Here is a 22291-nt window from a genome sequence, read left to right on the forward strand (position 1 = left end):
ATGACAGGTGAGGTGTCAATTTATGTCTTAGGCAAATGCCTGTTGCCATGCAGCTTCATCAAAGCCTGTTAATGCGGTTTTTCCGTCTGTTCCAACCGGACGTTTGATAAAGCGCGGCTCGCTTGCCATTGCTTTGATCATGCTGTTCTCACTTTGGGTGATTGCATCACGCTCGGCGTCATCCAGTTTTTTGAATGTCTGTGCTTTATGGTTGAATACGGCATCAATGCCCGCAAGCGAGACCCATTGGCGCAATGAGTTTTCCAAATCATCGACTTTGATGAAATGCTTATATTCAAATGGCAGCTTTTCAGCTTCAGCCCACTGAACGGCTTTTTTCACAGTTGAGCAGCCCGCATAACCAAATATGTGCAACGTCATGTTTTGCCTCTCTGGAACATTTTTGTCTGTCTTACCATTGAACACAGAATTGTCACCTGACATGTGACATAATTAAGCTTATGTTGCGGTGCAATAACGCAGTGTTTATTAAAAAGGAAACTATGATGGCCGATGTTAAAACAGCAATAGTCACAGGGTCCAATTCCGGCATAGGCCTTGGAATAGCACGGTCGCTGGCAATGGAAGGGCACAATGTGGTGCTCAATTCTTATACGGATAATAAGGATGACCATGCGCTTGCTGAATCAATTTCAAAGGCAGCTGGTAATAAGACAATTTATATCTCTGCTGATCTTTCAAAAGGTAATCAGGCACGTTCATTGGTAGAAAAAGCTGCCGAGGCTTTTGGCACTGTCGATATTCTGGTCAATAATGCGGGTATTCAGCACGTTGCCCCGATTGAGGATTTTCCTGCCGATAAATGGGATGCGATTATCGCGATCAATCTTTCATCTGCTTTTCACACCACTGCGGTTGCATTGCCGATGATGAAAAAATCTGGCTGGGGCCGGATTATCAATATTGCATCGGCCCATGGTTTGACGGCGTCGCCGTATAAATCTGCTTATATTGCTGCGAAACACGGCATTGTCGGTTTTTCAAAGACGACAGCGCTGGAAATGGCTGAAGCAAAAATGAACGCGACCTGTAACGCGATTTGTCCGGGCTATGTTCTCACACCGCTCGTGGAAGGTCAGATTGCTGACCAGATGAAGACGCATAAAATGAGCCGTGAAGAGGTGCTTGATAAAGTTATGCTCACACGCCAACCAACACGGGAATTTGCAACTGTTGAGCAGCTTGGCGGTACGGCGGTTTTCCTTTGTTCTGACAGCGCTTCGCAAATCACGGGCACGACCATTTCTATTGATGGTGGCTGGACGGCGCTTTGAATAAGAGCGTTCCAACAAAGAAAATTAATCTTGCACTTCAGGGCGGCGGGTCTCACGGCGCGTTTACCTGGGGTGTGCTTGATGCTTTGCTCGAAGATGGGCGGCTGGAATTTGACGGCGTTTCTGGCACCAGCGCTGGCGCGATGAATGCGGTTGCTATGGCGGCCGGCATGGCGCAGGGCGGACGTGAAGGCGCGCGCAAAAAACTGCGAGAATTTTGGAAGGCCGTTGGTGCAAAAGGGCGCTTTTCACCAATTCAACGTAACCCGATGGATGTTCTTTTAGGTAATTACAGTTTTCAATATTCGCCTTCTTATTTGGCTGCAGATTTGTTTAGCCGTGTGTTCTCGCCCTATGATACTAATCCGCTCAATATCAATCCATTGCGAGATGTTGTTGCAAAGGTCGTCAACTTTGATGATGTTGCAAGATGCGATAGTTTTAAAACCTTTGTGAGCGCGACCAATGTTTGGACTGGTAAGGCGCAGGTTTTTTCTGGCGAGAATTTAACAGTCGATGCCGTTATGGCCTCGGCATGTTTGCCAACAATGTATAAAGCCGTTGAAATTGACGGTGTGCCTTATTGGGATGGCGGATTTGGCGGTAATCCAGCTTTGTACCCATTTTTCTATGCAACAGACACCGAAGATACATTGCTCATCCAGATCAACCCTGTTGAACGGCGCGAAACGCCTAAATCCGCAATGGAAATTCAAGACCGGATGAATGAAATTACCTTCAATGCAGGTCTGTTGCGCGAGTTCAGGGCGATTGAATTTGTGCGCCGCTTGAAAAAAGAAGGCCGCCTTGATGGCACGACTTATTCAAACATCCGTATGCACCGTGTCGGTGCGGATGAGGCGTTGGCTGATTTATCCGCAGCAACAAAAATGAATGCTGAATGGCGGTTTTTACAAAATTTGCATGATTTGGGTTTTGCGGCAGGGCAAGATTTTCTTGAAGAGCATTTCGATGCAATAGGCATTGAGGCAACGTTGGATCTATCTGAAGAAATAGAGCAGCGAATATTTCCGAAGGATAAGAAAACTATCGGGCGTCATTTGGGTGAAGAGCTTGCCAAGAAAAAACCAAAACTGGATTAGTTTTGGTTTTGTGCCTGATTGTCGGTACTTATGGCCTGCGCTATAAAATCCATGAGTGTTTCGACATATTGATCGATTGGATCACCGCATAGATAAGTGTGCCGCATACCTTCAATACTATGCATTATAATCTGCGCTATAGAGTGTGCATTAATTTGCGGATTGGTAAACCTGCTTAAGTCTGCATTGCCTTGTTTGATAGCACGCTCAATGCCCTCGGTGATAATGACCAGCATATCTGCTTTCCACTTAACTTCGATGTCTTGAGCAAGCTCCTGATTGATGCCGGTTAGTTCAACGCCATGCGGGGTTTCATCGACATAGCGGTGCATTTTGAGAATCGCATTATCAATGCAGGCGAATAATTGGTCACGCAATGTGTCGTGCTTATTAAAAGCGTCTTTGGCTGAAAGAGCAGAGTTCTCCATCAGTTGATGGCTTATCGCCCTAAAGATGTCGGATTTGTTTTTGAAAATTTGATACAATGCAGGGCGCGATATTTTTGCTTCACGCGCAATATCGTCCATCGAGGTTTTCTTAAACCCGTAAGTAAGGAAAACGGTCAGCGCTGATTGTAGAATCAGGCCGCGCTTATTGTCGCAGAAATCTAGCATGATGTTGACACTATGACATTCTTTGGTATTTTGTCAAACGTGATGTTCCTGACATTTGGATTAAGGTTATGAAATCAGTACCTTACGTTGAGTTATCTTGTACGCTTAAAATATTGGTTAACTCAAATGATTGGCCAGCCATTGATAATTAAAAAAAACTAGGGTTTAGGAACATAAATAATACCTTACGTGGAAAGTTACGGATAAAACGATGAAACTTCATCAATTTGCAGCAATGGTTGTTTTGCTGTTGGCAGCCGCGTGGGTGTTAACGGGCGACTTTTCTTTCGTTGGTAGTGCTTCTACTGAAGATGGCAAGCCAAATACTGTTGTCGAGAGACAAGAAGAACAAGCCAAAACTGAAGATCGAGCATTGCAAGCGGTTGGCGTGGCAAAAGTGCCATCAATTCAGCATGCTCGTTCAGTTCGCATTTCTGGCATTACCCAAGCAGATAAGAGTTCTGAAATTTCAGCCCGCACGTCGGCTGCCATTGATGAGCTGAAAGTTTCGCAGGGCGATGTTGTTGTAAAAGACCAAGTCATTTTGAAATTGGCCTCTGAGGGCCGTGTAGAAGCATTGGCAAGCGCGCAGCAAAGTCTTGAACAAGCTCAGATTGATGCAGAGGCTAAGCGTAAACTTGTTGAACGTGGAACGCTTCCTAAAGTTCAGCTCGATCAAGCAATGTCGGCACTGCGCTCAGCAGAGAGCGGGCTTGAAAAAGCCAAAGTTGAAATGAGCCTTCTCGAGGTTAAAGCACCGTTTGCCGGTGTGGTTGATAATTTGAAAGTAGAGGCTGGCACATCTGTTCAAGCTGGAACGCCTGTTGCTACGCTTGTTGCTTTGGACCCAATTATCGGCATTGGCGAAGTTAATGAAAGCGACCTACCAATTGTTAAGGTTGGCAATGAAGCCTCGCTGCGGTTGGTCACAGGAGAAGTTGTTTCCGGTAAAATTCGTTATATCAGCCGTGTCGCACAGGCAACAACACGTACCTATACGGTAGAAGTTGAAGCGCCAAATGCTGACATGAACATTCCAGTTGGTATGACATCGGAAGTTATTTTAAAGGGCGAACCTGTTTCTGCAAAACCAGTTCCACGCTCTGTTGTTACGCTTAATGTTGATGGTGAGCTCGGTGTCAGAGCCGTTGATGAGAACGATGTCGTTTTGTTTTATCCGATTGATATTGTCGATGACTCGACCGGCGGGTTAATCCTTGGCGGCATACCGGAAGATGCGCGTATCATTGTTCAAGGACAAAATCTTGTATCGGAAGGCCAAAAAGTTCAGGCCGTTGAAGCAGATCAAGAACAAATCGATAAGTTAATTGAAGAGACACGCAGCCAGATTGAGGGTCAGTAATGGGTTTTCTCGATATTGCAGTTAAAAATGCGCGCCTCACAATTATGGCGCTTTTGTTCTTTTTGGTCGCTGGTGCACTTTCTTATATTAGCATTCCAAAAGAAGCCGAACCTGACGTTCAAATTCCGGTCATTTATGTAGGCCTTAGCCTGCAGGGTGTTTCGCCAGAAGATGCGGAACGTTTGTTGGTTCGGCCATTAGAAACACAACTTAAGAACATTAAGGGCATCGATAAGATGTCCGCGTCTGCTTATCAGGGCGGCGGCAATGTTGTTGTTGAGTTCGATCCAAGTGCAGATCTGTCGACTGCGCTTGATGATGTACGCACGAAAACCGATCAGGCCAAACGCGATTTTCCTTCGGGCACAGACGAGCCAACGGTGTCAGAAGTTAACATTTCGGAATTCCCCGTTCTTGTTGTGACATTATCGGGCGATGTGCCTGAACGTGTTTTGACACGTAGCGCAAAGGCGCTGCAGGAACGCATTGAAGAAGTGCAAGGTGTTCTGGAAGCCAAATTGCAGGGATCACGCGATGAGCTTGTCGAAGTCATCATGGATCCGGTTAAGCTGAGTTCATATAATCTTCAGCTGGACAATCTGATTGCCGGTGTTCGCGGCAATAACCAATTGGTTGCTGCAGGAACATTGGAAGGCGATCAGGGCAAATATGCGGTCAAGGTTCCTGCGCTGCTCGAAACCGTTGAAGATATTGCGAACCTGCCTATTGCTGTTAACGGCAATGCAGTTGTGCGCGCACGTGATCTTGCGACGATTCGCTCAACCTTCGAAGATGCACAAACGGTTGCGCGCCTTAATGGCAAACCAGCGATCGCAATCGAAGTTTCTAAACGTGCCGGTTCCAACCTTATTCAAACCGTCGATTTGGTTAAGGTTGCATCAGAAGCATTTAAAGCGGAATTGCCGACCGGTATTGATGTGTCATTCAGTCAGGACAAATCAACTGATATCCGCACAATGCTCGAAGACTTGCAAAACTCGGTGCTGACTGCGGTCATACTGGTTTTCATTGTTATTCTTTTCTATCTGGGTTTCCGGTCGTCATTGCTCATTGGTCTGGCTATTCCAACCTCGTTCCTGATGGGTATTATGTTCCTGTCTTTGGCAGGACTTACCGTTAATATCGTTGTTTTGTTCAGCCTTATTTTGGCTGTGGGCATGTTGGTTGATGATGCCATTATTGTGACTGAGTATGCCGAGCGGCGTATGGCTGAAGGCATGCCGGCAGGACCAGCCTTTGCTGAAGGTGCGCGCCGTATGTTCGGCCCAGTGGTTATTTCTACACTGACCCGTATTGCCGCTTTCTCGCCATTGCTGTTCTGGCCTGGCATTGTTGGCGAGTTCATGAGCTATATGCCGATCACATTGATCGCAACGCTCTCTGCCTCAACGATCTATGCATTGTTGTTTGCGCCAACACTTGGTTCGATTTTTGGTAAGGCGCGTGTTGAGCCTAAAAAACCAGATGGTCTTTATATGGCGGTCATCAAAAAGACCGTGCGCTATCCTATCGCCGTTCTTTTGCTTGTTTGTGCATTGATGGTTGGCATTGTCACCAGCTTTACACAAAACAATAATGGCGTGGAGTTCTTCCCGAGCGTCGAGCCTGAATATGGACTTCTTTATGTTAAGTCGCAGGGTAATCTTTCGCTTGAAGAAAAAGATCATGCTGTTCGGGTTGCTGAACAGCGTCTTTTAAACTGGCCAGGTATTGATACTGTCTACACGCGTGTTGGCAGTGCAGGCGGCGGTGCTTCACTTGGCGGCGGCGGTGGCGGCGAAGACACAATCGGTACGATTCAATATGAGTTTGTAGATTGGCGTGAACGCAAGCCTGCATCAGATATTTTGGCAGATTTGCGTAGTTCGCTTTCTGGTTTTGCTGGCGTTGAGATTGAAATTTCTGTCCCAAATGCTGGTCCGCCTCAAGGTAAGGCAATTCAGGTCCAGCTTTCAGCCGATGATCCAGTTGGTATGGATGTGATGGCCAAGAAAATTGGCGAATATCTCAACACTATTCCTGAAGTGCGTGACCTCTCAACCGGCTTGCCACCTTTAAGCGTCGATTGGGAACTTAAAGTGGATCGCACGGAAGCGGCTAAATTTGGCGTTGGTCCTAATTCAATTGGTACTGTCGTTCAGTTGGTGACAACCGGACTTGTGCTTTCTGATTACCGGCCTGCTGGCGCTGATGATGCAGTTGATATTCGTCTGCGTTTGCCAGAAGATCGCCGGACGCTTTCGATGCTTGATCAGCTGCGTATTCAAACACCATCTGGTGCGGTGCCGATCTCTAATTTTGTGAAACGTGAGCCTGCTCGCTCGCTCGGTACTTTGAGCCGCATTGATGGTTCGCGCACAATCACAATATCGGCTAACCTTGCAGAAGGTGCGCAGGATGCGGTGTTTCAGGCGAAAGTTGCTGAACATTTGAAGACACTTGATTTTCCTGCCAATATTGAGTGGGAAATGGTTGGCTCAGATCAGGAAAGTGCGGAAGCATCTGCCTTTCTTGGTAAGGCTTTCGGTGTTGCGATTTTCTTGATTTTTGCACTGCTTCTGGCTCAGTTTAACCGCTTTACATATGTCGCCTTGGTTTTATCTGCGGTGGTTATGTCCACGGTTGGTGTGCTTCTGGGCTTGCTTATCATGGGTATGCCATTCTCGATCATAATGACGGCGGTCGGCACGATTGCGCTTGCAGGTGTTGTGGTGAACAACAATATCGTTTTGATCGACACATATGCCTACCTTCGTAACCAAGGTATGGATAAAACGGAAGCCGTGTTGGAGACGTGCCGCGAGCGTGTTCGTCCGGTGATGCTGACAGCTGTGACGGCGATTTTGGGTGTTCTGCCGATTGCCTTTGGTGCGAATTTGGCGCTCCTTAGCCAAGAAGTGACATATGGTGCACCTTCAACACAATGGTGGATTTCATTGTCGAGTGCGATTGTATTCGGCTTGGCATTTTCAACGATCCTCACATTGGTTGTCACGCCAGCATCCTTGATGCTGTTTACGCGTGACAATGCGTCAATTGAATCGGGCAGTCTTATGGGTAATTTCTGGCGCCGTTTGCGCGGTAAAATGAAGCGCTCGGAACTATCAGATGCTATGAACGACGAACCGATTGCACAGGTCGATCCTAACCAGCCTAAAGCTGATGAAGGCGATCTTGAAGAAATGCCATCAACGGTTACGCCCTACCCTAAAGCGGCAGAGTAATAAAAAAGGCCGGTGCTAAACACCGGCCTTTTTATTTGATCTGATAATACTATCAGGCTGCAGCTTGCGCCTTTGGTGTTATCAGTTTGCGATTAACCAAAACCTCTGCAATCTGAACAGTGTTGAGTGCAGCGCCTTTACGCAAATTGTCAGAGACAACCCACATATTCAAACCGTTATCCAATGTTGAATCTTCGCGGATGCGGCTAATGAATGTTGCGTCTTCACCGGCAGCTTCAATCGGTGTGACATAACTGTTTTCAGCAGGATTATCGACAACAAGACAACCTGGTGCCTCGCGCAAGATTTCCCGTGCTTGATCCGCTGTGATCTCGTTTTCAAACTCGATGTTCACAGCTTCTGCGTGGCTGATGAAAACCGGTACGCGTACAGCTGTACATGTCACTTTGATTTTCGGATCGAGCATTTTCTTTGTTTCGGCAGAAACCTTCCACTCTTCTTTTGTGGAGCCATCTTCCATAAACTCATCAATATGCGGGATCACGTTAAACGCGATACGCTTGGTGAATTTTTTGCTCTCGTCGAATGTGTCGCCAACGTAAACCGAACGTGTTTGCGCGAACAATTCGTCCATCGCATCTTTGCCAGCGCCGGAAACGGACTGGTATGTAGACACGACAATACGTTTGATTATAGCAAAATCATGAAGTGGCTTAAGCGCGACAACGAGCTGTGCTGTCGAACAGTTTGGGTTGGCAATGATGTTCTTTTTTGTGAAACCAACAATTGCATCGGCATTCACTTCTGGAACGATCAAAGGCACATCTGAATCATAACGGAAAGCGGAAGAGTTATCGATGACAACACAACCCTTTTTGCCGATTTTTGGTGACCATTCTTTTGAAACTGAACCACCAGCAGACATAAGGCAGATGTCTGTGTCGGAAAAATCATAATTTTCCAACGCCTGAACCTTTAGCGTTTTGTCGCCGTAGGAGACTTCTTGGCCTAATGAACGGCGCGATGCCAAAGGCACAATAGTTGATGCTGGAAATCCGCGTTCGTGAAGGATTTCTATCATTTCGCGACCAACATTTCCAGTTGCGCCAACGATAGCGATTTTGAAACTCATTGCTCTTTTCCTGTCTCTCCCCGGTTGCGGTCAAAGCGCCACTCTTCCCGCCCACGGGGAGAGTGTGGGGCGGAGCGAGTTAAACGGTCTTCGTTTTCGTAGGGATCGTTTTAAGCATGATGGCGATCTTTTGATGCACTGCGGCGCAAATGTCAATTGTTTGCGCTTTTCAAATGGTACTGACGCGGCATACCGCGTCAGTTTGTTGTAATTATAGCGGTTTATTAAGCGCTGTAAGCTTTGCGGATGGCTTCACCCATCTGTGTGGTTGTGATCTGCGTACAGCCATCGCTCATGATATCGCCGGTGCGAACACCGCTATCAAGAACGGTTGCAATTGCTTTTTCCAAGCGCTCAGATTCTGCAATCATATTGAACGAGTAGCGCAAGCACATCGCAAAGGACGCAAACATAGCAATCGGGTTGGCAATGCCTTTGCCTGCGATATCGGGCGCTGAACCATGAACGGGCTCATAGAGTGCTTTGCGTGCGCCAGTTTTTTCATCTGGGGCACCAAGTGATGCAGATGGCAACATGCCAAGGGAACCCGTTAGCATCGCTGCAACATCAGACAGCATATCGCCGAACAGATTGTCGGTCACAATAACATCAAACTGTTTTGGCCAGCGCACCAATTGCATGCCGCCTGCATCAGCAAGCATATGCGACAATTCCACATCATCATATTTGGCTTTGTGTGTTGCTGTCACAACATCATTCCAAAGCACGCCAGATTTCATGACGTTGCGTTTTTCCATTGAACAAACTTTATTGCCGCGCGCACGTGCCATTTCAAAGGCAACGCCCGCAATACGTTCAATTTCATATGTTTCGTAAACTTGTGTGTCGATGGCGCGTTTTTGGCCATTGCCAAGATCGGTGATTGTTTTTGGTTCACCAAAATATACGCCGCCAGTCAGCTCGCGAACGATCAGGATATCAAGACCTTCGACGACTTCTGGGCGAAGGGATGAAGAGTTCGACAATGCTGGATAACAAATAGCAGGACGCAAATTTGCAAATAGGGCCATGTCTTTGCGAAGACGCAATAAGCCTGCTTCGGGACGCACGTCATAAGGAACATCATCCCATTTTGGTCCGCCTACGGCACCAAATAGAACGGCATCAGCAGCAAGCGCCTTTTCCATGTCGCCATCGGAAATAGCTTGACCATGAGCATCATATGCCGAGCCACCAACTAAACCTTCGTCGGTTTTAAAGTTTGCGCCATCTTTTTCATTCATGTGTGAGATCAGCGCTTTGACCTCAGACATAATTTCAGGGCCAATACCATCGCCAGGCAAAAGGAATATAGAGCGTTCAGTCATCAAGTACATCCGTCTTTAGAGGTTATGTTTACATATTGTTACAAAGTATAGAAACTGAGTTCAATTGTTTTTACTCGCTGCGAAGCGCTGTTGCTTCGATTTCAATTTTCATTTCAGGCTTAATAAGGCCAGCAACGACCATGGTTGCGGCAGGGCGAATTGTTTTGAACCAGCGGCCAAGAACGGGAAACGCAATATCTGCATAGGCAGCGTCGGTGACCGTATATTGCATTCGAACGACATCGCTTAATGTGAAGCCTGCCTGTTCAAGCGCCTTTTCGATTGTAGTCAGTGCATTATGGGTTTGCTCTTCCACACTGTCGGGCATCACCATCGTTTGATAATCATAGCCCGTTGTGCCTGAAACAAAGCACCAATCGCCTTGAACCAACGCGCGTGAATAACCCGCAATCTCTTCAAAAGGTGAGCCTGATGAAATGAGTTTGCGGGTCATAATGTGTTACGCCCAAGGACGGTTTGTTGCGGCTTTGCTCTCATAGGCATCGATTGAAGATGCTTTTTCGAGTGTTAGGCCAATATCATCCAAGCCATTGAGCATGCAGTGTTTGCGATGTGGGTCGATATCAAAGCCGATAGTGCCGCCGTCTGGTCCTTTAATTTCCTGTGCTTCCAAATCAATAGAAACAACAGCGTTTGAACCACGCGATGCATCATCCATGAGCTTTTCAAGATTTTCAGGGCTGACAACAATCGGCAAAATGCCGTTCTTGAAGCAGTTATTATAGAAAATATCAGCAAAGCTAGTCGAGATGACACAGCGAATACCATAATCGACAAGTGCCCAAGGGGCGTGTTCACGCGATGAGCCGCAGCCAAAATTTTCGCCAGCGATCAAAATTTTAACATCCTTGTAAGCAGGTTTGTTTAGAACAAAATCCTGTTTAGGAGAACCATCTTCATTGAAACGCATTTCTGCAAAGAGACCTTCGCCAAGACCTGTGCGCTTGATTGTTTTGAGGTAATCCTTCGGGATGATCATATCTGTATCGATATTGATGATCGGCAAAGGTGCGGCAACGCCTGAGAGCTTATTGAACTTATCCATGACGTTCTTTCCAGTTTGTAAGAGTTGAAAGCGGTTTATCAAACTCATTCACGGAAATGAAGCCTTCTGACGGCTCAATCGACCAAAACCTTGAATGATTGAGAAAAAAGCTATTTGTAGAGCTAAGGAGCTTTCTATGCGAAATACATCAAGACCCGTTAAACTGCGCCGTTCAGTGCTTTATGTGCCAGCGGACAATGAACGGGCACTGGCCAAATCCCATAATTTGGATGCCGATTGTCTGATTTATGATCTTGAGGATGCTGTTGCGCCTGAGGCCAAAGCGCAGGCACGAGAGAATTTGCGAAAACACTTTGCGGATCACCCGCATGCGCGTGCTGAACGCGCGATTCGCATTAATGCGCTATCGACAGAGTTTGGTACCGAGGATCTCATGTGCGCGCGTGCATGCCAGCCTGATGCAATTGTCTTGCCGAAAGTGAATATGTCGCGGGACATACTTGAGCTTAGCGATGCACTTGATGAGATGGACACGCCTGAAGATTTGCAAATATTTGCGATGATAGAAACAGCCAAAGGCATATTGAACATTGGCGATATAGCTGATGTGTCTGATGCTTCTGGCGGACGTTTGAGCTGTTTTATTGTTGGTCTGAACGATCTAATTACAGAAACGCAGATCAATGCAGAACATGCGCGCCAGCATGCACATTCTTGGTTGATGCAAATTTTGCTTGCTGCACGGGCAGGCACAATTGATGTCATCGACAGCGTTTATAATGATTATCGCGATACGGATGGTTTCAATAGCGAATGTTTTTCTGCTGTTGAGATGGGGTTTGATGGCAAATCGCTCATCCATCCATCACAAATTCAGGCCACTAACCTTGCATTCATGCCCAACGAATCCGAACTGATAGAAGCTGATGCAATTGTGAGTGCATTTCGTTTGCCAGAAAACCAAACTAAAGGTGTCATATCTTTGAATGGAAAAATGGTAGAGCGGCTGCATTTGGTACAGGCAGAAGCGCTTTTGGCGAAAGCTGCGATTGCGCGGGCTTCGCTTGGCCATTAATCGCGAAGATTTTTACAACAGGATAATAAAATGATTGCTTACCGCCTGATTACCAATGACGACACTTCTGAATTTTGCCACAGAATTACAGAGGCTCTTTCAAAGGGCTGGACGCTTTATGGTAGCCCGTCTTATGGCTTTGATGCCACAAAAGGCGTTATGCGCTGCGCACAGGCGGTGACTAAAGATGTGCCAGATCAAGAATATAGTTCTGATCTAAAATTAGGCGCTCTTTGATCTTCTCTTAGTTCTATCATTTGTGGCGGCCGATTTGGCCGCTACTCTATGTCGCTTGCTCGTTCGTCGAGGGAATTTTCTATATCGGCAATCTGGAACTCATTTAAGCCAAAATGAATGCCAAGTTCGTTGATAAGAATATGTGTGATGATGTCGTGCAGCGTTTCATCATTTTCGCACCAATAATCTAAAATCGCGCGGCGATAGAGCGTGATTTTGTTGCCGGAGCCCTTTTGGCCCGGTGTCCACTTGCCGCTTACACCGTCCCCTTCAAACAATCCTAAAATATCAAACGGTGATTCCAGACCAAGATCGTCTGTAATATCTTCGCTTGGAAAATCGGTGATGTGTATCGGTACATTCGCGGTTAGCGTGCGAAATTCTTGCGGCAGCGCTGCGTAAGCAAGATATGCAATACCTTCTAGCGCCGCTATGTCTGGTGCGAAACGGTCCGCCCAGTCTTTTGTTGTGTCTTTGATTGCCATAATAATCCGACTTTTAACGCTTTACTTTAGCGCGGCAAGCATCTCTTGGCGATAGCGATCAAGCAATCAATAAAAAGCCGCCATTGCGGTGCAGCGGCGGCTTTAAATCTTTGGCGTTTTGCTTACTCAGCAGGCTCTATCGCCGCCATTGGGTTATTTGGATGTGTTGTCCAGTTTGCATAATCACGATCGATTGGTTTTTGTGTGCGCGGGTCGCTGCCCGTCGTCATTTCTTCCATCGTGATACAATTATCAATTGGGCAGACATTCACACAAAGATTACAACCAACGCATTCTTCGTCGATCACTTCAAACTTACGCGCACCATCCACCATGTTCGTAATTGCTTGGTGTGATGTGTCTTCACACGCGATATGGCAACGACCGCATGAGATACATAGATCCTGATCGATTTTGGCTTTTGTTATATAATTGAGGTTCAAATATTGCCAATCTGTGACATTCGGCACGGCCATGCCGCGGAAGTCCTCAATGGTTTTATAGCCCTTTTCATCCATATAATTAGACAGACCTTCGATCATTTCTTCAACGATCTTGAAGCCGTAAGTCATTGCCGCTGTACAAACCTGCACATTGCCGCAACCAAGCGCGATATATTCGGCCGCATCGCGCCAGGTTGTAATGCCGCCAATGCCTGAAATTGGCAGACCAGCGGTTAGTGGATCACGGGCGATCTCGCCCACCATGTTAAGCGCAATTGGTTTGACCGCTGGGCCGCAATAACCACCATGCGTACCTTTGCCATCGATGGTTGGCGTTGGTGCCATCAAATCTAGGTCAATAGAGACAATAGAGTTGATCGTGTTGATGAGTGATACGGCGTCTGTACCACCATTTTTAGCAGCGCGTGCCGGATGGCGTACATCGGTAATGTTCGGGGTCAGCTTGGTAATCACTGGAAGGTTTGAATGTTGTTTGCACCATTCAACAACCATCTGAATATATTCGGGCACCTGACCAACCGCTGCGCCCATGCCGCGTTCGCTCATGCCGTGCGGACAGCCAAAGTTCAGCTCAACGCCGTCACAGCCCGTTTCAAGCACGCGGTCGAGAATACGTTTCCAAGGCTCTTCCTCACATGGCACCATAAGCGATGCAACGAGTGCGCGATCAGGCCAGTTCTGTTTTACTTCCTTCATCTCGCGAAGGTTTATTTCCAGATCACGGTCGGTGATAAGCTCGATATTATTGAGGCCTGCGAGGCGTCGATCAGCGCCCCAAATCGCGCCGTAGCGCGGTCCGTTCACATTGACAACGGGCGGTCCAGCTTCGCCAAGCGTCTTCCAAACAACACCGCCCCAGCCTGCTTCGAAAGCACGCTCAACATTATATTTTTTATCGGTTGGCGGTGCCGAAGCTAACCAAAACGGGTTCGGTGATTTAATGCCAACAAAATTGCTTGTCAGGTCTGCCATAGACGTAATCTCCCTTAACCCATCAATGTTTTGTGAATGTTTTCAGCGGCAACTTTGCCGTCTTCAACAGATGCAACGGTCAAATCTTCACCGCCAGCGACACAGTCGCCGCCTGCCCAGATTTTTGCGTGGCTGGTTTTTCTGTTTTCATCAACGCCGATGCGGCCTTTGACGAGCTCAATGCCGGTTTTGGTAAACGGCGTATCATCAGGCGATTGGCCAATGGCTTTGAACACCTGATCCGCATTGAGGGTGACTGTTTCGCCTGTGCCGCTCAATGAACCATTTGCGCCAGACGTATATTCTAGTTCGATGGCGCTTACCATATTGCCATTCATGTGAAGGGCTTTTGGTTGCAACCAATGGCGGATTGTAACGCCGTTGGTTTGCGCAACTTCTTGCTCATAAGCACTCGCGCCCATCGCATCAGCTCCGCGGCGATAGCAAATGGTTACATTTTCTGCGCCCAGAAGTTTGATCTGCGTTGCGATATCAATCGCGGTCATGCCGCCGCCGATGACGACAACATTGCGGCCAACGGGCAGTTTTGACAGATCGTCGGTCTGGCGCAATTCTGCAATATATTTGACCGCATCAATGCAGTTTTCTGCATCATCGCCTGCAAGCGACAAATCATTTACATGAGGCAGGCCAGCGCCGATAAAGACTGCATCAAATGTACCGACTAAATCGTCGAGCATGACGTCTTTGCCAAGGGCTGCGCCATATTTGATATCAATGCCGCCGATGGATGTGATGAAATCAACTTCGTTTGATGCAAAATCATCGGTTGATTTGTAAGCGGCAATACCGAATTCATTGAGGCCGCCAGCTTTTTGCCGTGCTTCGAAAATGGTAACATCATGGCCATGCATCGCTGAGCGGTGCGCGCAGGATAGGCCCGCTGGTCCCGCGCCAATGATAGCGATTTTTTTGCCAGTGCTTGCAGCGCGCTCAAACGGCTGAGAGCCAATATCGGCCATGTAGTGATCTGTTGCGTAACGCTGTAGCAAGCCGATTTTGACAGGTTTGCCTTCTGCCGTTTCGCGCACGCAGACTTCTTCGCACAATGTTTCTGTTGGGCAAACACGTGCGCACATACCGCCCATGATGTTCTGCTCAAAAATTGTCTTGGCGGAACCGTTTGGATTGCCAGTTGCGATTTCGCGAATAAAAAGCGGAATGTCGATGCTTGTCGGACATGCTGTCATGCATGGCGCGTCATAACAAAAATAACAGCGGTCTGCTTCAACAACAGCTTCGTGTTTTGTCAGAGGTGCGTGTATGTCCTCGAAATTTTTCGAATATTGATCCGGCGATAACCGTCCGGACTGAATGTCTGTTGAGGCGTTTGAAGAGGCCATATGCATGCTCCGACTTGGATTCAAGTTTGCGCGATATGTGAAGCGTACAAAATTTTATCAAAAGGTCAAATTTTTTCTTGAAAACTTGGAACATAAAAAAAGGCCGCATCGCTGCGGCCTATCTAAGTTGTTATATTTTATATGTTATTTAGACATAGACATCGCTTTTTTAGTAACGACATCAGACCATGCACCTTCTGGTTTTTTGGTGATTACGGGTGCATCGCCGCCAGTCAACAATGACTCGACGGTCGTTTCAGCAGCTGCAACATCTAAAGATCCGTCTGTGCCTTCAGTCAATTTATTGACTTCTTCCATCATGCGGCGCTGGTGTTTTTCTGTTTGCGCACCAGATGCATCATTTTCCAAAACGATGTCTGCTGCTTCTTCAGGATTTTCGCGTGCATATTCCCAGCCCTTCATAGAGGCTGCAACGAAGCGTGCGAGTTTGTCGACCATTTCAGGATCGGCAAGATTGTCTTCCAATGTGTAAAGACCGTCTTCTAGTGTCGCAACGCCTTGGTCTGTGTAGTTGAACACCACCAAATCGTCCGGCGTAAAGCCAGCGTCGATGACCTGCCAATATTCGTTATACGTCATTGTTGAAACGCAATCGGCCTGTTTTTGGATAAGTGGATCAACGTTAAAGCCTTGCTTTAGAACAGTTACGCCATCATCGCCGCCTTCTGTCGACATGCCAAGTTTGCTCATCCATGACAGGAATGGAAACTCATTGCCTGAAAACCATACGCCAAGGGTTTTGCCTTTGAAGTCTTCAGGCGATGCAATGCCTGTATCTTTGCGGCATGTCAGCATCATGCCAGAGCGTTTGAACGGCTGAGCGATGTTGACCAGTGCTACGCCTTTTTCACGTGCAGCAAGGGCTGCTGGCATCCATTCAACAACAACGTCAGCACCGCCGCCTGCGATCACCTGTGGTGGTGCAATGTCTGGACCGCCTGGTTTAATTTCAACATCAAGATCAGCTTCTTCGTAAAAGCCCTTATCTTTGGCGACATAGTAACCGCCAAATTGTGCCTGTGTGACCCATTTTAGCTGAAGTGTCAGCTTGTCGGCGGCCAATGCCGTTGTCGCAGAAAGCGCGAATGCAGCGCCTGCTGTTAATGCGATAATTTTCTTCATTTTCGTCTCCTCGGTTGCACTTGATCGTTAAACGGAGCTTAGGCTCTCTTAGTCTTTCCCGTGTTCTTAGCGTCCCCGATTAGAGGGATGCCAAAATGTAATGGAGCGTTCTAGCAGCGCGATAAGTCCATAAGAAATGGATCCTGCGAGTGCTGCTACAAAAATTGTGGCCCAAACCATATCAACATTCAATCGGCCAATTTCTGCTGAAATTCTAAAGCCCATGCCGACGACGGGTGTGCCGAAAAATTCAGCGACAATCGCACCGATGAGCGCCAATGTTGAATTGATTTTAAGCGCATTAAAAATAAACGGCATGGCGGCTGGCAAGCGCAACTTGAACAGCATCTGCCATTTGGATGAGGCATAGGTGTGCATCAGGTCGCGTTCCATGTGTCCGGCCACATTTAAGCCCGCCACTGTGTTCACCAGCATTGGGAAGAATGTCATGACAACGACGACAGCTGCTTTTGATTGCCAGTCAAAGCCGAACCACATCACCATGATTGGCGCGATGCCGATGATTGGCAGCGCGGATACAAGATTGCCGACAGGCATAATGCCTGCTTTCCAAAACGGTGAGCGATCAACCAAAATAGCGACCAGAAATCCTAGGCCGCAGCCCATGGCATATCCTGCAATCACTGCTTTCAAATAGGTTTGCCTGAAATCAGCCCAGAGGATCGAACCGGAATTTGTAATGCGCTCCCAGATCATAGAAGGCGGTGGCAGCAAAACGGTTGGTACACCAAAACCGCGTGTAATGCCTTCCCAAAGCGCCAATAGTGCTGCGCCAAAAAGAACTGGAATTGTAAGATTGATAAGCGTGGCAAGCGTCGTGCTTTTCGGCGACATTTTGGCAAGGCGTGTATTGGTAAACCATGCGGCAAGCCAAAAGATAATACAGATTATGAGAAGCGTTGGGTTTTCCATTTATGCTTCCCTCATACCCATGCGGCGGTTAAGCCATGCGCCAACCAAGCCAACAATGGCAACCAGCGATCCAGCTAGAATTGCCGCCACGATCAGCGCCGACCAGATTTGCACCGTTTGGCCATAATAAGAACCGGCTAGTAATCTTGCGCCAAGTCCTGCAACGGCCCCCGTTGGCAATTCACCAACAATGGCGCCAACAAGCGATGCAGCGATTGCGATTTTCATTGATGTGAAAAGATAAGGCACAGCGGTTGGCCAACGCAGTTTCCAAAACACTTGTGCGCGGCTGGCATTAAATGTGCGCATCAAATCCATGTTGATTGCATCGGGAGAGCCCAGTCCTTTGACCATGCCAACGGCAACGGGGAAAAACGACAGATAAGTCGAGATTGTCGCTTTGGGCACCAATCCGGTGATGCCGATGGAATTAAGCACCACGATAATCATCGGAGCGATGGCAAGAATGGGAATGGTTTGCGAGGTGATAATCCAAGGCATTAAGGATTTATCCAAAACGCGCGAATGGATGATGCCGACCGCCAAAATAATTCCGAGTACCGTACCGAACACAAAGCCCAGCATTGTTGCGGATAAGGTAATCCAGGCGTGATAAACAAGGCTGCGTTTAGAGGTGATGCTTTTTTCGGCGGTCGTCTGCCAAATTTCGACGGCGACTTGATGCGGCGCTGGTAACACGGGGCGCTCTTGCGCCATTGTTTTTGGCAATGCTTCGCTAAGAGAAACTTGCTTGCCAATGCGTTCAGCCTGATCATATTCAAATTGGAGATTTAAAAGAGCGGCACCAGCATACCAAATCGCGATAATCAGCGCGACGACAGTTAAAACGGGAAGTGCGCGGTCTTTAATCATAGGCATGGCCTGCTTTTAGACCTTCACGCACACGGTGCGCGATTTTCAAGAATTTTGCACTTTCACGTATTTCGAGCGGGCGTTCATCGCCAAGATCACAATCTATAATATCGTATATTTTGCCCGGGCGTGGGCTCATCACGACAATCTTGGTCGATAGATAAACCGCTTCGGGAATGGAGTGGGTCACAAACACCACTGTTTTCTGTGTGCGATGCCAGAGCTTATTGAGTTGCTCGTTCAAATGATCGCGAACAATCTCATCGAGCGCTCCAAAGGGTTCGTCCATCAGCAGCATATCGGGCTCTACCGCCAACGCACGTGCAATTGAGGCACGCTGCTGCATCCCGCCGGATAATTGCCATGGGTGTTTTTTCTCAAAGCCTGTCAGATCAACCAGCGCCAGATTTTGCTCAATACGCTTTTTTTGTTCGGCTTTGGATATGCCCATCACTTCAAGTGGCAGGGCGATGTTTTGCTCAATCGTGCGCCATGGATAAAGCGCTGCGGCCTGAAACACATAACCATAGGCACGCGCCAAGCGCGCTTGCTCTGGTGTCATGCCATTGACGGAAATTTCGCCGCCCGTTGGCTGCTCCAAATCAGCAATCACGCGCAGAAGCGTGGTCTTGCCGCAACCCGACGGGCCGATGAGCGAAACAAATTCGCCTTTTTCAATATCAAGATTGATGTCCGATAGGGCGTGTACCGGACTGTCGGCGGTCTGAAACGTAAGGTCCAGATTTTTTGTGGAGATAACCGTATTAGACACTTAAACCCCTGTCGCTGGAATGCCGGTGCGTTTGACCGGTGTTGGTGCGCTGAGTTCTTTCCATTTGGAAAGCGCGGCATTAACCGGCGCATTGGGCTCGCGCTTGACGAACTGGCCGTGGCCTTCTTGCGTTTTCACTTCACCATCGGCAATCGCGACCATGCCGCGTGTCATTGTAAAGCGCGGCAGGCCTTTGACCTTCTTGCCTTCAAACACATTGTAATCAATCGCAGATTGCTGGCCATTTGCAGAAATGGTTTTTTCCTTATTTGGGTCCCAGACCACAAGGTCGGCATCCGCGCCGATAAGCACTGCACCCTTTTTAGGGTACATATTCATGATTTTTGCGATGTTAGTCGATGTGACGGCCACGAACTCATTCATCGTCAGGCGGCCCGTTGAAACGCCATAGGTCCATAGCATCGGCATACGGTCTTCAAGACCGCCAGTGCCGTTCGGGATTTTGGTAAAATCGCCAACGCCTGTGCGTTTTTGCTCGGTTGTGAACGCGCAGTGGTCGGTGGCAACAACAGAGAGCGAGCCTGCTTGCAGACCAGCCCAAAGCGAATCTTGGTGCTGTTTATTGCGGAAAGGTGGGCTCATCACGCGGCGTGCGGCATGGTCCCAATCATCGTTGAAATATTCGGTTTCATCCAGTGTTAGGTGCTGGATCAGCGGCTCGCCCCAAACGCGTTTACCGTTCTGGCGGGCACGGCGAATTGCCTCGTGGCTTTCCTCGCACGATGTGTGAACCACATAGAGCGGTGCGCCTGCCATATCGGCAATCATGATGGCGCGGTTGGTGGCTTCGCCTTCCACTTGGCTTGGGCGCGAATAGGCGTGCGCCTCTGGGCCATTATTGCCTTGTGCTAAAAGCTGAGCGGAAAGTTCAGCGATCACATCGCCGTTTTCTGCATGAACCATCGGTGTTGCCCCAAGCGCTGCGCAGCGCTTAAAGGATGCATAAAGTTCATCATCATTGACCATCAACGCGCCCTTATAGGCGAGGAAATGTTTGAAGCTGTTGATGCCTTTTTCTTTAACGACAGTTTCCATCTCGTTGAAAACCTGTTCACCCCACCATGTGATTGCCATGTGGAAAGAATAGTCACAGTTCGCGCGGGTCGATTTGTTGTCCCACATCTGAATGGCTTCAAGCAGCGATTGGCCCGGTGACGGCAGGCAGAAATCGATCACCATGGTTGTGCCGCCTGCGAGGCCAGCGCGTGTACCGCTTTCAAAATCATCGGTTGAATAGGTGCCCATGAACGGCATTTCTAGGTGCACATGTGGGTCAATGCCGCCTGGCATGACGTAGCAACCTGTTGCATCTAACTCATCACCGCCGGAAAGGTTTGGCCCGATTTCTGTGATCACACCGCCTTCGACTTTTACATCCGCCTTATAGGTCAGATCTGCGGTGACGATGGTTCCGTTTTTGATGATGGTGGTCATGATGTTTCTCCAGCTTGTTCAGAGATCGTGAACGATCTTAATTCCGCGGTATTAAATTGGCGAGCCTAATTGCATTCGGATTCCCCAGTCTGATTTGATTATGAGAAAACGGCTATATCTTCGCTCTGACTTGCCTCAATCTCTAAGCCATGTTTATCGCTCGCTACTTTCCTCACCCCACTATCTCCGCTGTTTCGACAACCGCATGGAACAGCACTTCAGCGCCTGCGGTTGACCATTCCTTGGAAATCTCTTCAGCTTCATTGTGCGAAAGGCCATCAACACAAGGGCACATCACCATGGCGGTGGGTGCCATGCGGTTAACCCAGCATGCATCATGGCCAGCGCCTGAAATGATATTCATGTGCGAATAGCCAAGACGTTCGGCCGCATTGCGAATGGAAGTAACGAGTGTTTCGTCAAAAGTTACAGGGTCAAAACCGCCGACCTTTTCAAATTCCACTTGCAAGCCCATTTCGTCGCAGATTTCCTTTGCCCCTTTTTCAAGGCGCGCTTCCATATCCTGAATAACGTCGAGATTTGGCGAGCGGAAATCGACGGTGAAAACAACTTTGCCCGGAATCACATTGCGTGAGTTTGGATAAACATCAATGTGGCCTGCCGCGCCGACAGCGCTTGGTTTATGTGACCATGCGATTTCATCAACAAGTTGAAGCACGCGCGCCATGCCAAGACCTGCATTTTTGCGCATTGGCATTGGGGTTGAGCCGGTGTGGCTATCCTTGCCGGTAATCGTTACTTGTGTCCAAGATAGGCCTTGGCCATGGGTGACGACACCAATGTCCTTGTCTTCAGCTTCAAGAATTGGGCCCTGTTCGATATGGAGTTCGAGAAAAGCATGCATTTTACGGGCGCCTACTTTTTCGTCGCCTTTCCAGCCGATGCGTTCTAATTCCTCACCAAAGGTTTTGCCTTCAGCATCGGTTTTTGCGTAGGCCCATTCTTTTGTAAATTGCTTTGCAAACACACCAGAGGCCATCATAGCAGGGGCAAAGCGTGTACCTTCTTCATTGGTCCAGTTGGTCACAACGATTGGGTGTTTTGTTTGAATGTCGAGATCATTGAGTGTGCGTACAATTTCAAGACCGGCTAAAACACCGAGCACACCATCATAACGTCCGCCGGTTGGTTGTGTATCAAGGTGAGAGCCAACATAGACGGGCAGCGCATCAGGATCAGTGCCTGCGCGCGTCATAAACATGGTGCCCATTTCATCGACACCCATTGTCAAACCGGCATCTTCACACCACTTTTGGAATAGGGCGCGGCCTTGCGCATCTTCATCTGTAACTGTCTGGCGGTTGGAACCTCCGGCGATTCCGGGACCAATTTCGGCGATCTCGTGAATAGAATTCCATAGCCGATCGCCATTTATTCGTAGATTTTCGCCTGGAGACACCATATTTACCTCAAAGTACATTCAAAATAA

General features: G+C 48.1%; 21 protein-coding genes. 6 read left to right on the plus strand and 15 right to left on the minus strand.

The features are described 5' to 3' along the window. Positions 1–27 precede the first annotated feature (27 nt). Positions 28–381 (minus strand): arsenate reductase family protein, encoded by a 354-nt coding sequence (locus C504_RS0112925; protein WP_169385125.1) that lies wholly within the window; start codon positions 379–381, stop codon positions 28–30. A 125-nt stretch (positions 382–506) separates the two neighbouring features. Here C504_RS0112925 and C504_RS0112930 point away from each other — a divergent pair, with 125 nt between their 5' ends. Both C504_RS0112930 and C504_RS0112935 read left to right on the plus strand, forming a co-directional pair. Beyond that, complete coding sequence (locus C504_RS0112930) at positions 507–1295, plus strand: 3-hydroxybutyrate dehydrogenase (RefSeq protein ID WP_018689777.1); 789 nt, start codon at positions 507–509, stop codon at positions 1293–1295. Then, positions 1292–2398 carry a patatin-like phospholipase family protein gene (locus C504_RS0112935; protein ID WP_018689778.1) on the plus strand — a complete coding sequence of 369 codons (1107 nt, stop codon included), beginning with the start codon at positions 1292–1294 and terminating at the stop codon, positions 2396–2398. Before C504_RS0112930 ends, C504_RS0112935 begins: the two co-directional genes overlap by 4 nt. Here C504_RS0112935 and C504_RS18390 read toward each other — a convergent pair. Further along, positions 2395–3012, minus strand: a complete 618-nt coding sequence (locus tag C504_RS18390) for a TetR/AcrR family transcriptional regulator (RefSeq protein WP_018689779.1) — start codon at positions 3010–3012, stop codon at positions 2395–2397. The two genes, C504_RS0112935 and C504_RS18390, sit on opposite strands and share 4 nt — an antisense overlap. Positions 3013–3223: 211 nt before the next feature. Between C504_RS18390 and C504_RS0112945 the strand changes: the two genes are divergently transcribed. Both C504_RS0112945 and C504_RS0112950 read left to right on the plus strand, forming a co-directional pair. Continuing rightward, positions 3224–4375 carry an efflux RND transporter periplasmic adaptor subunit gene (locus tag C504_RS0112945; RefSeq protein WP_018689780.1) on the plus strand — a complete coding sequence of 384 codons (1152 nt, stop codon included), beginning with the start codon at positions 3224–3226 and terminating at the stop codon, positions 4373–4375. Next, on the plus strand, positions 4375–7620 hold the full coding sequence (locus C504_RS0112950; RefSeq protein ID WP_018689781.1) for an efflux RND transporter permease subunit: 3246 nt from the start codon (positions 4375–4377) through the stop codon (positions 7618–7620). The genes C504_RS0112945 and C504_RS0112950 overlap by 1 nt, the downstream gene beginning before the upstream one ends. 52 nt (positions 7621–7672) lie before the next feature. Here the strand turns inward: C504_RS0112950 and C504_RS0112955 are convergent, their stop codons facing one another. The 4 genes from C504_RS0112955 to leuD all read right to left on the minus strand — a co-directional run bounded on the left by C504_RS0112955 (position 7673) and on the right by leuD (position 11107). Beyond that, positions 7673–8713, minus strand: a complete 1041-nt coding sequence (locus C504_RS0112955) for an aspartate-semialdehyde dehydrogenase (RefSeq protein ID WP_018689782.1) — start codon at positions 8711–8713, stop codon at positions 7673–7675. Positions 8714–8937: 224 nt separating this feature from the next. Then, positions 8938–10041, minus strand: a complete 1104-nt coding sequence (gene leuB / locus C504_RS0112960) for a 3-isopropylmalate dehydrogenase (protein ID WP_018689783.1) — start codon at positions 10039–10041, stop codon at positions 8938–8940. Between the two features lie 70 nt (positions 10042–10111). After that, a complete protein-coding gene (locus C504_RS0112965) occupies positions 10112–10495 on the minus strand; it encodes a RidA family protein (protein WP_018689784.1) in 384 nt (127 codons plus the stop codon). A gap of 6 nt (positions 10496–10501) precedes the next feature. Next, complete coding sequence (leuD, locus tag C504_RS0112970) at positions 10502–11107, minus strand: 3-isopropylmalate dehydratase small subunit (protein ID WP_018689785.1); 606 nt, start codon at positions 11105–11107, stop codon at positions 10502–10504. A 136-nt stretch (positions 11108–11243) separates the two neighbouring features. Between leuD and C504_RS0112975 the strand changes: the two genes are divergently transcribed. Together C504_RS0112975 and C504_RS0112980 are read left to right on the plus strand one after the other, a co-directional pair. Further along, positions 11244–12143 carry an HpcH/HpaI aldolase/citrate lyase family protein gene (locus C504_RS0112975; protein WP_018689786.1) on the plus strand — a complete coding sequence of 300 codons (900 nt, stop codon included), beginning with the start codon at positions 11244–11246 and terminating at the stop codon, positions 12141–12143. A 30-nt stretch (positions 12144–12173) separates the two neighbouring features. Then, positions 12174–12380, plus strand: coding sequence for a DUF1737 domain-containing protein (locus tag C504_RS0112980; protein WP_018689787.1), 207 nt, complete (start codon positions 12174–12176; stop codon positions 12378–12380). A gap of 41 nt (positions 12381–12421) precedes the next feature. On the opposite strand, the gene C504_RS0112985 is transcribed toward C504_RS0112980, so the two are convergent. The 9 genes from C504_RS0112985 to C504_RS0113025 form a co-directional block, all read right to left on the minus strand. Continuing rightward, complete coding sequence (locus C504_RS0112985; protein WP_018689788.1) at positions 12422–12865, minus strand: metallopeptidase family protein; 444 nt, start codon at positions 12863–12865, stop codon at positions 12422–12424. Between the two features lie 122 nt (positions 12866–12987). Further along, a complete protein-coding gene (gene preA, locus C504_RS0112990; protein ID WP_018689789.1) occupies positions 12988–14301 on the minus strand; it encodes an NAD-dependent dihydropyrimidine dehydrogenase subunit PreA in 1314 nt (437 codons plus the stop codon). 14 nt (positions 14302–14315) lie between these two features. Then, positions 14316–15665: an NAD(P)-dependent oxidoreductase gene (locus C504_RS0112995; RefSeq protein ID WP_018689790.1), complete on the minus strand. Its 1350-nt coding sequence runs from the start codon at positions 15663–15665 to the stop codon at positions 14316–14318. 144 nt (positions 15666–15809) lie between these two features. Next, positions 15810–16808, minus strand: coding sequence for an ABC transporter substrate-binding protein (locus C504_RS0113000; RefSeq protein WP_018689791.1), 999 nt, complete (start codon positions 16806–16808; stop codon positions 15810–15812). Positions 16809–16874: 66 nt separating this feature from the next. Next, positions 16875–17741, minus strand: coding sequence for an ABC transporter permease (locus C504_RS0113005; protein ID WP_018689792.1), 867 nt, complete (start codon positions 17739–17741; stop codon positions 16875–16877). Further along, entirely contained in the window at positions 17742–18614 is an 873-nt protein-coding gene (locus C504_RS0113010) for an ABC transporter permease (RefSeq protein ID WP_018689793.1), read from the minus strand. Then, positions 18607–19386, minus strand: a complete 780-nt coding sequence (locus C504_RS0113015) for an ABC transporter ATP-binding protein (protein WP_018689794.1) — start codon at positions 19384–19386, stop codon at positions 18607–18609. The genes C504_RS0113010 and C504_RS0113015 overlap by 8 nt, the downstream gene beginning before the upstream one ends. Further along, the gene (gene hydA / locus C504_RS0113020) at positions 19387–20841 is read right to left on the minus strand and encodes a dihydropyrimidinase (RefSeq protein WP_018689795.1); all 1455 of its coding nucleotides are present in this window, start codon (positions 20839–20841) and stop codon (positions 19387–19389) included. 172 nt (positions 20842–21013) lie between these two features. Continuing rightward, positions 21014–22264, minus strand: a complete 1251-nt coding sequence (locus C504_RS0113025) for a Zn-dependent hydrolase (RefSeq protein ID WP_018689796.1) — start codon at positions 22262–22264, stop codon at positions 21014–21016. Positions 22265–22291 lie beyond the last annotated feature (27 nt).

It is taken from the genome of Ahrensia kielensis DSM 5890 (assembly GCF_000374465.1).
GTDB classification, from domain to species: domain Bacteria; phylum Pseudomonadota; class Alphaproteobacteria; order Rhizobiales; family Rhizobiaceae; genus Ahrensia; species Ahrensia kielensis.

What these genes read in the sequence shown, in the direction of transcription:
- C504_RS0112925 (WP_169385125.1), bottom strand. Translation starts at nt 381, where the DNA reads ATGACGTTGCACATATTTGGTTATGCGGGCTGCTCAACTGTGAAAAAA.
- C504_RS0112930 (WP_018689777.1), top strand. Translation starts at nt 507, where the DNA reads ATGGCCGATGTTAAAACAGCAATAGTCACAGGGTCCAATTCCGGCATA.
- C504_RS18390 (WP_018689779.1), bottom strand. Translation starts at nt 3,012, where the DNA reads ATGCTAGATTTCTGCGACAATAAGCGCGGCCTGATTCTACAATCAGCG.
- C504_RS0112945 (WP_018689780.1), top strand. Translation starts at nt 3,224, where the DNA reads ATGAAACTTCATCAATTTGCAGCAATGGTTGTTTTGCTGTTGGCAGCC.
- C504_RS0112950 (WP_018689781.1), top strand. Translation starts at nt 4,375, where the DNA reads ATGGGTTTTCTCGATATTGCAGTTAAAAATGCGCGCCTCACAATTATG.
- C504_RS0112955 (WP_018689782.1), bottom strand. Translation starts at nt 8,713, where the DNA reads ATGAGTTTCAAAATCGCTATCGTTGGCGCAACTGGAAATGTTGGTCGC.
- leuB (WP_018689783.1), bottom strand. Translation starts at nt 10,041, where the DNA reads ATGACTGAACGCTCTATATTCCTTTTGCCTGGCGATGGTATTGGCCCT.
- C504_RS0112965 (WP_018689784.1), bottom strand. Translation starts at nt 10,495, where the DNA reads ATGACCCGCAAACTCATTTCATCAGGCTCACCTTTTGAAGAGATTGCG.
- leuD (WP_018689785.1), bottom strand. Translation starts at nt 11,107, where the DNA reads ATGGATAAGTTCAATAAGCTCTCAGGCGTTGCCGCACCTTTGCCGATC.
- C504_RS0112975 (WP_018689786.1), top strand. Translation starts at nt 11,244, where the DNA reads ATGCGAAATACATCAAGACCCGTTAAACTGCGCCGTTCAGTGCTTTAT.
- C504_RS0112980 (WP_018689787.1), top strand. Translation starts at nt 12,174, where the DNA reads ATGATTGCTTACCGCCTGATTACCAATGACGACACTTCTGAATTTTGC.
- C504_RS0112985 (WP_018689788.1), bottom strand. Translation starts at nt 12,865, where the DNA reads ATGGCAATCAAAGACACAACAAAAGACTGGGCGGACCGTTTCGCACCA.
- preA (WP_018689789.1), bottom strand. Translation starts at nt 14,301, where the DNA reads ATGGCAGACCTGACAAGCAATTTTGTTGGCATTAAATCACCGAACCCG.
- C504_RS0112995 (WP_018689790.1), bottom strand. Translation starts at nt 15,665, where the DNA reads ATGGCCTCTTCAAACGCCTCAACAGACATTCAGTCCGGACGGTTATCG.
- C504_RS0113000 (WP_018689791.1), bottom strand. Translation starts at nt 16,808, where the DNA reads ATGAAGAAAATTATCGCATTAACAGCAGGCGCTGCATTCGCGCTTTCT.
- C504_RS0113005 (WP_018689792.1), bottom strand. Translation starts at nt 17,741, where the DNA reads ATGGAAAACCCAACGCTTCTCATAATCTGTATTATCTTTTGGCTTGCC.
- C504_RS0113010 (WP_018689793.1), bottom strand. Translation starts at nt 18,614, where the DNA reads ATGATTAAAGACCGCGCACTTCCCGTTTTAACTGTCGTCGCGCTGATT.
- hydA (WP_018689795.1), bottom strand. Translation starts at nt 20,841, where the DNA reads ATGACCACCATCATCAAAAACGGAACCATCGTCACCGCAGATCTGACC.
- C504_RS0113025 (WP_018689796.1), bottom strand. Translation starts at nt 22,264, where the DNA reads ATGGTGTCTCCAGGCGAAAATCTACGAATAAATGGCGATCGGCTATGG.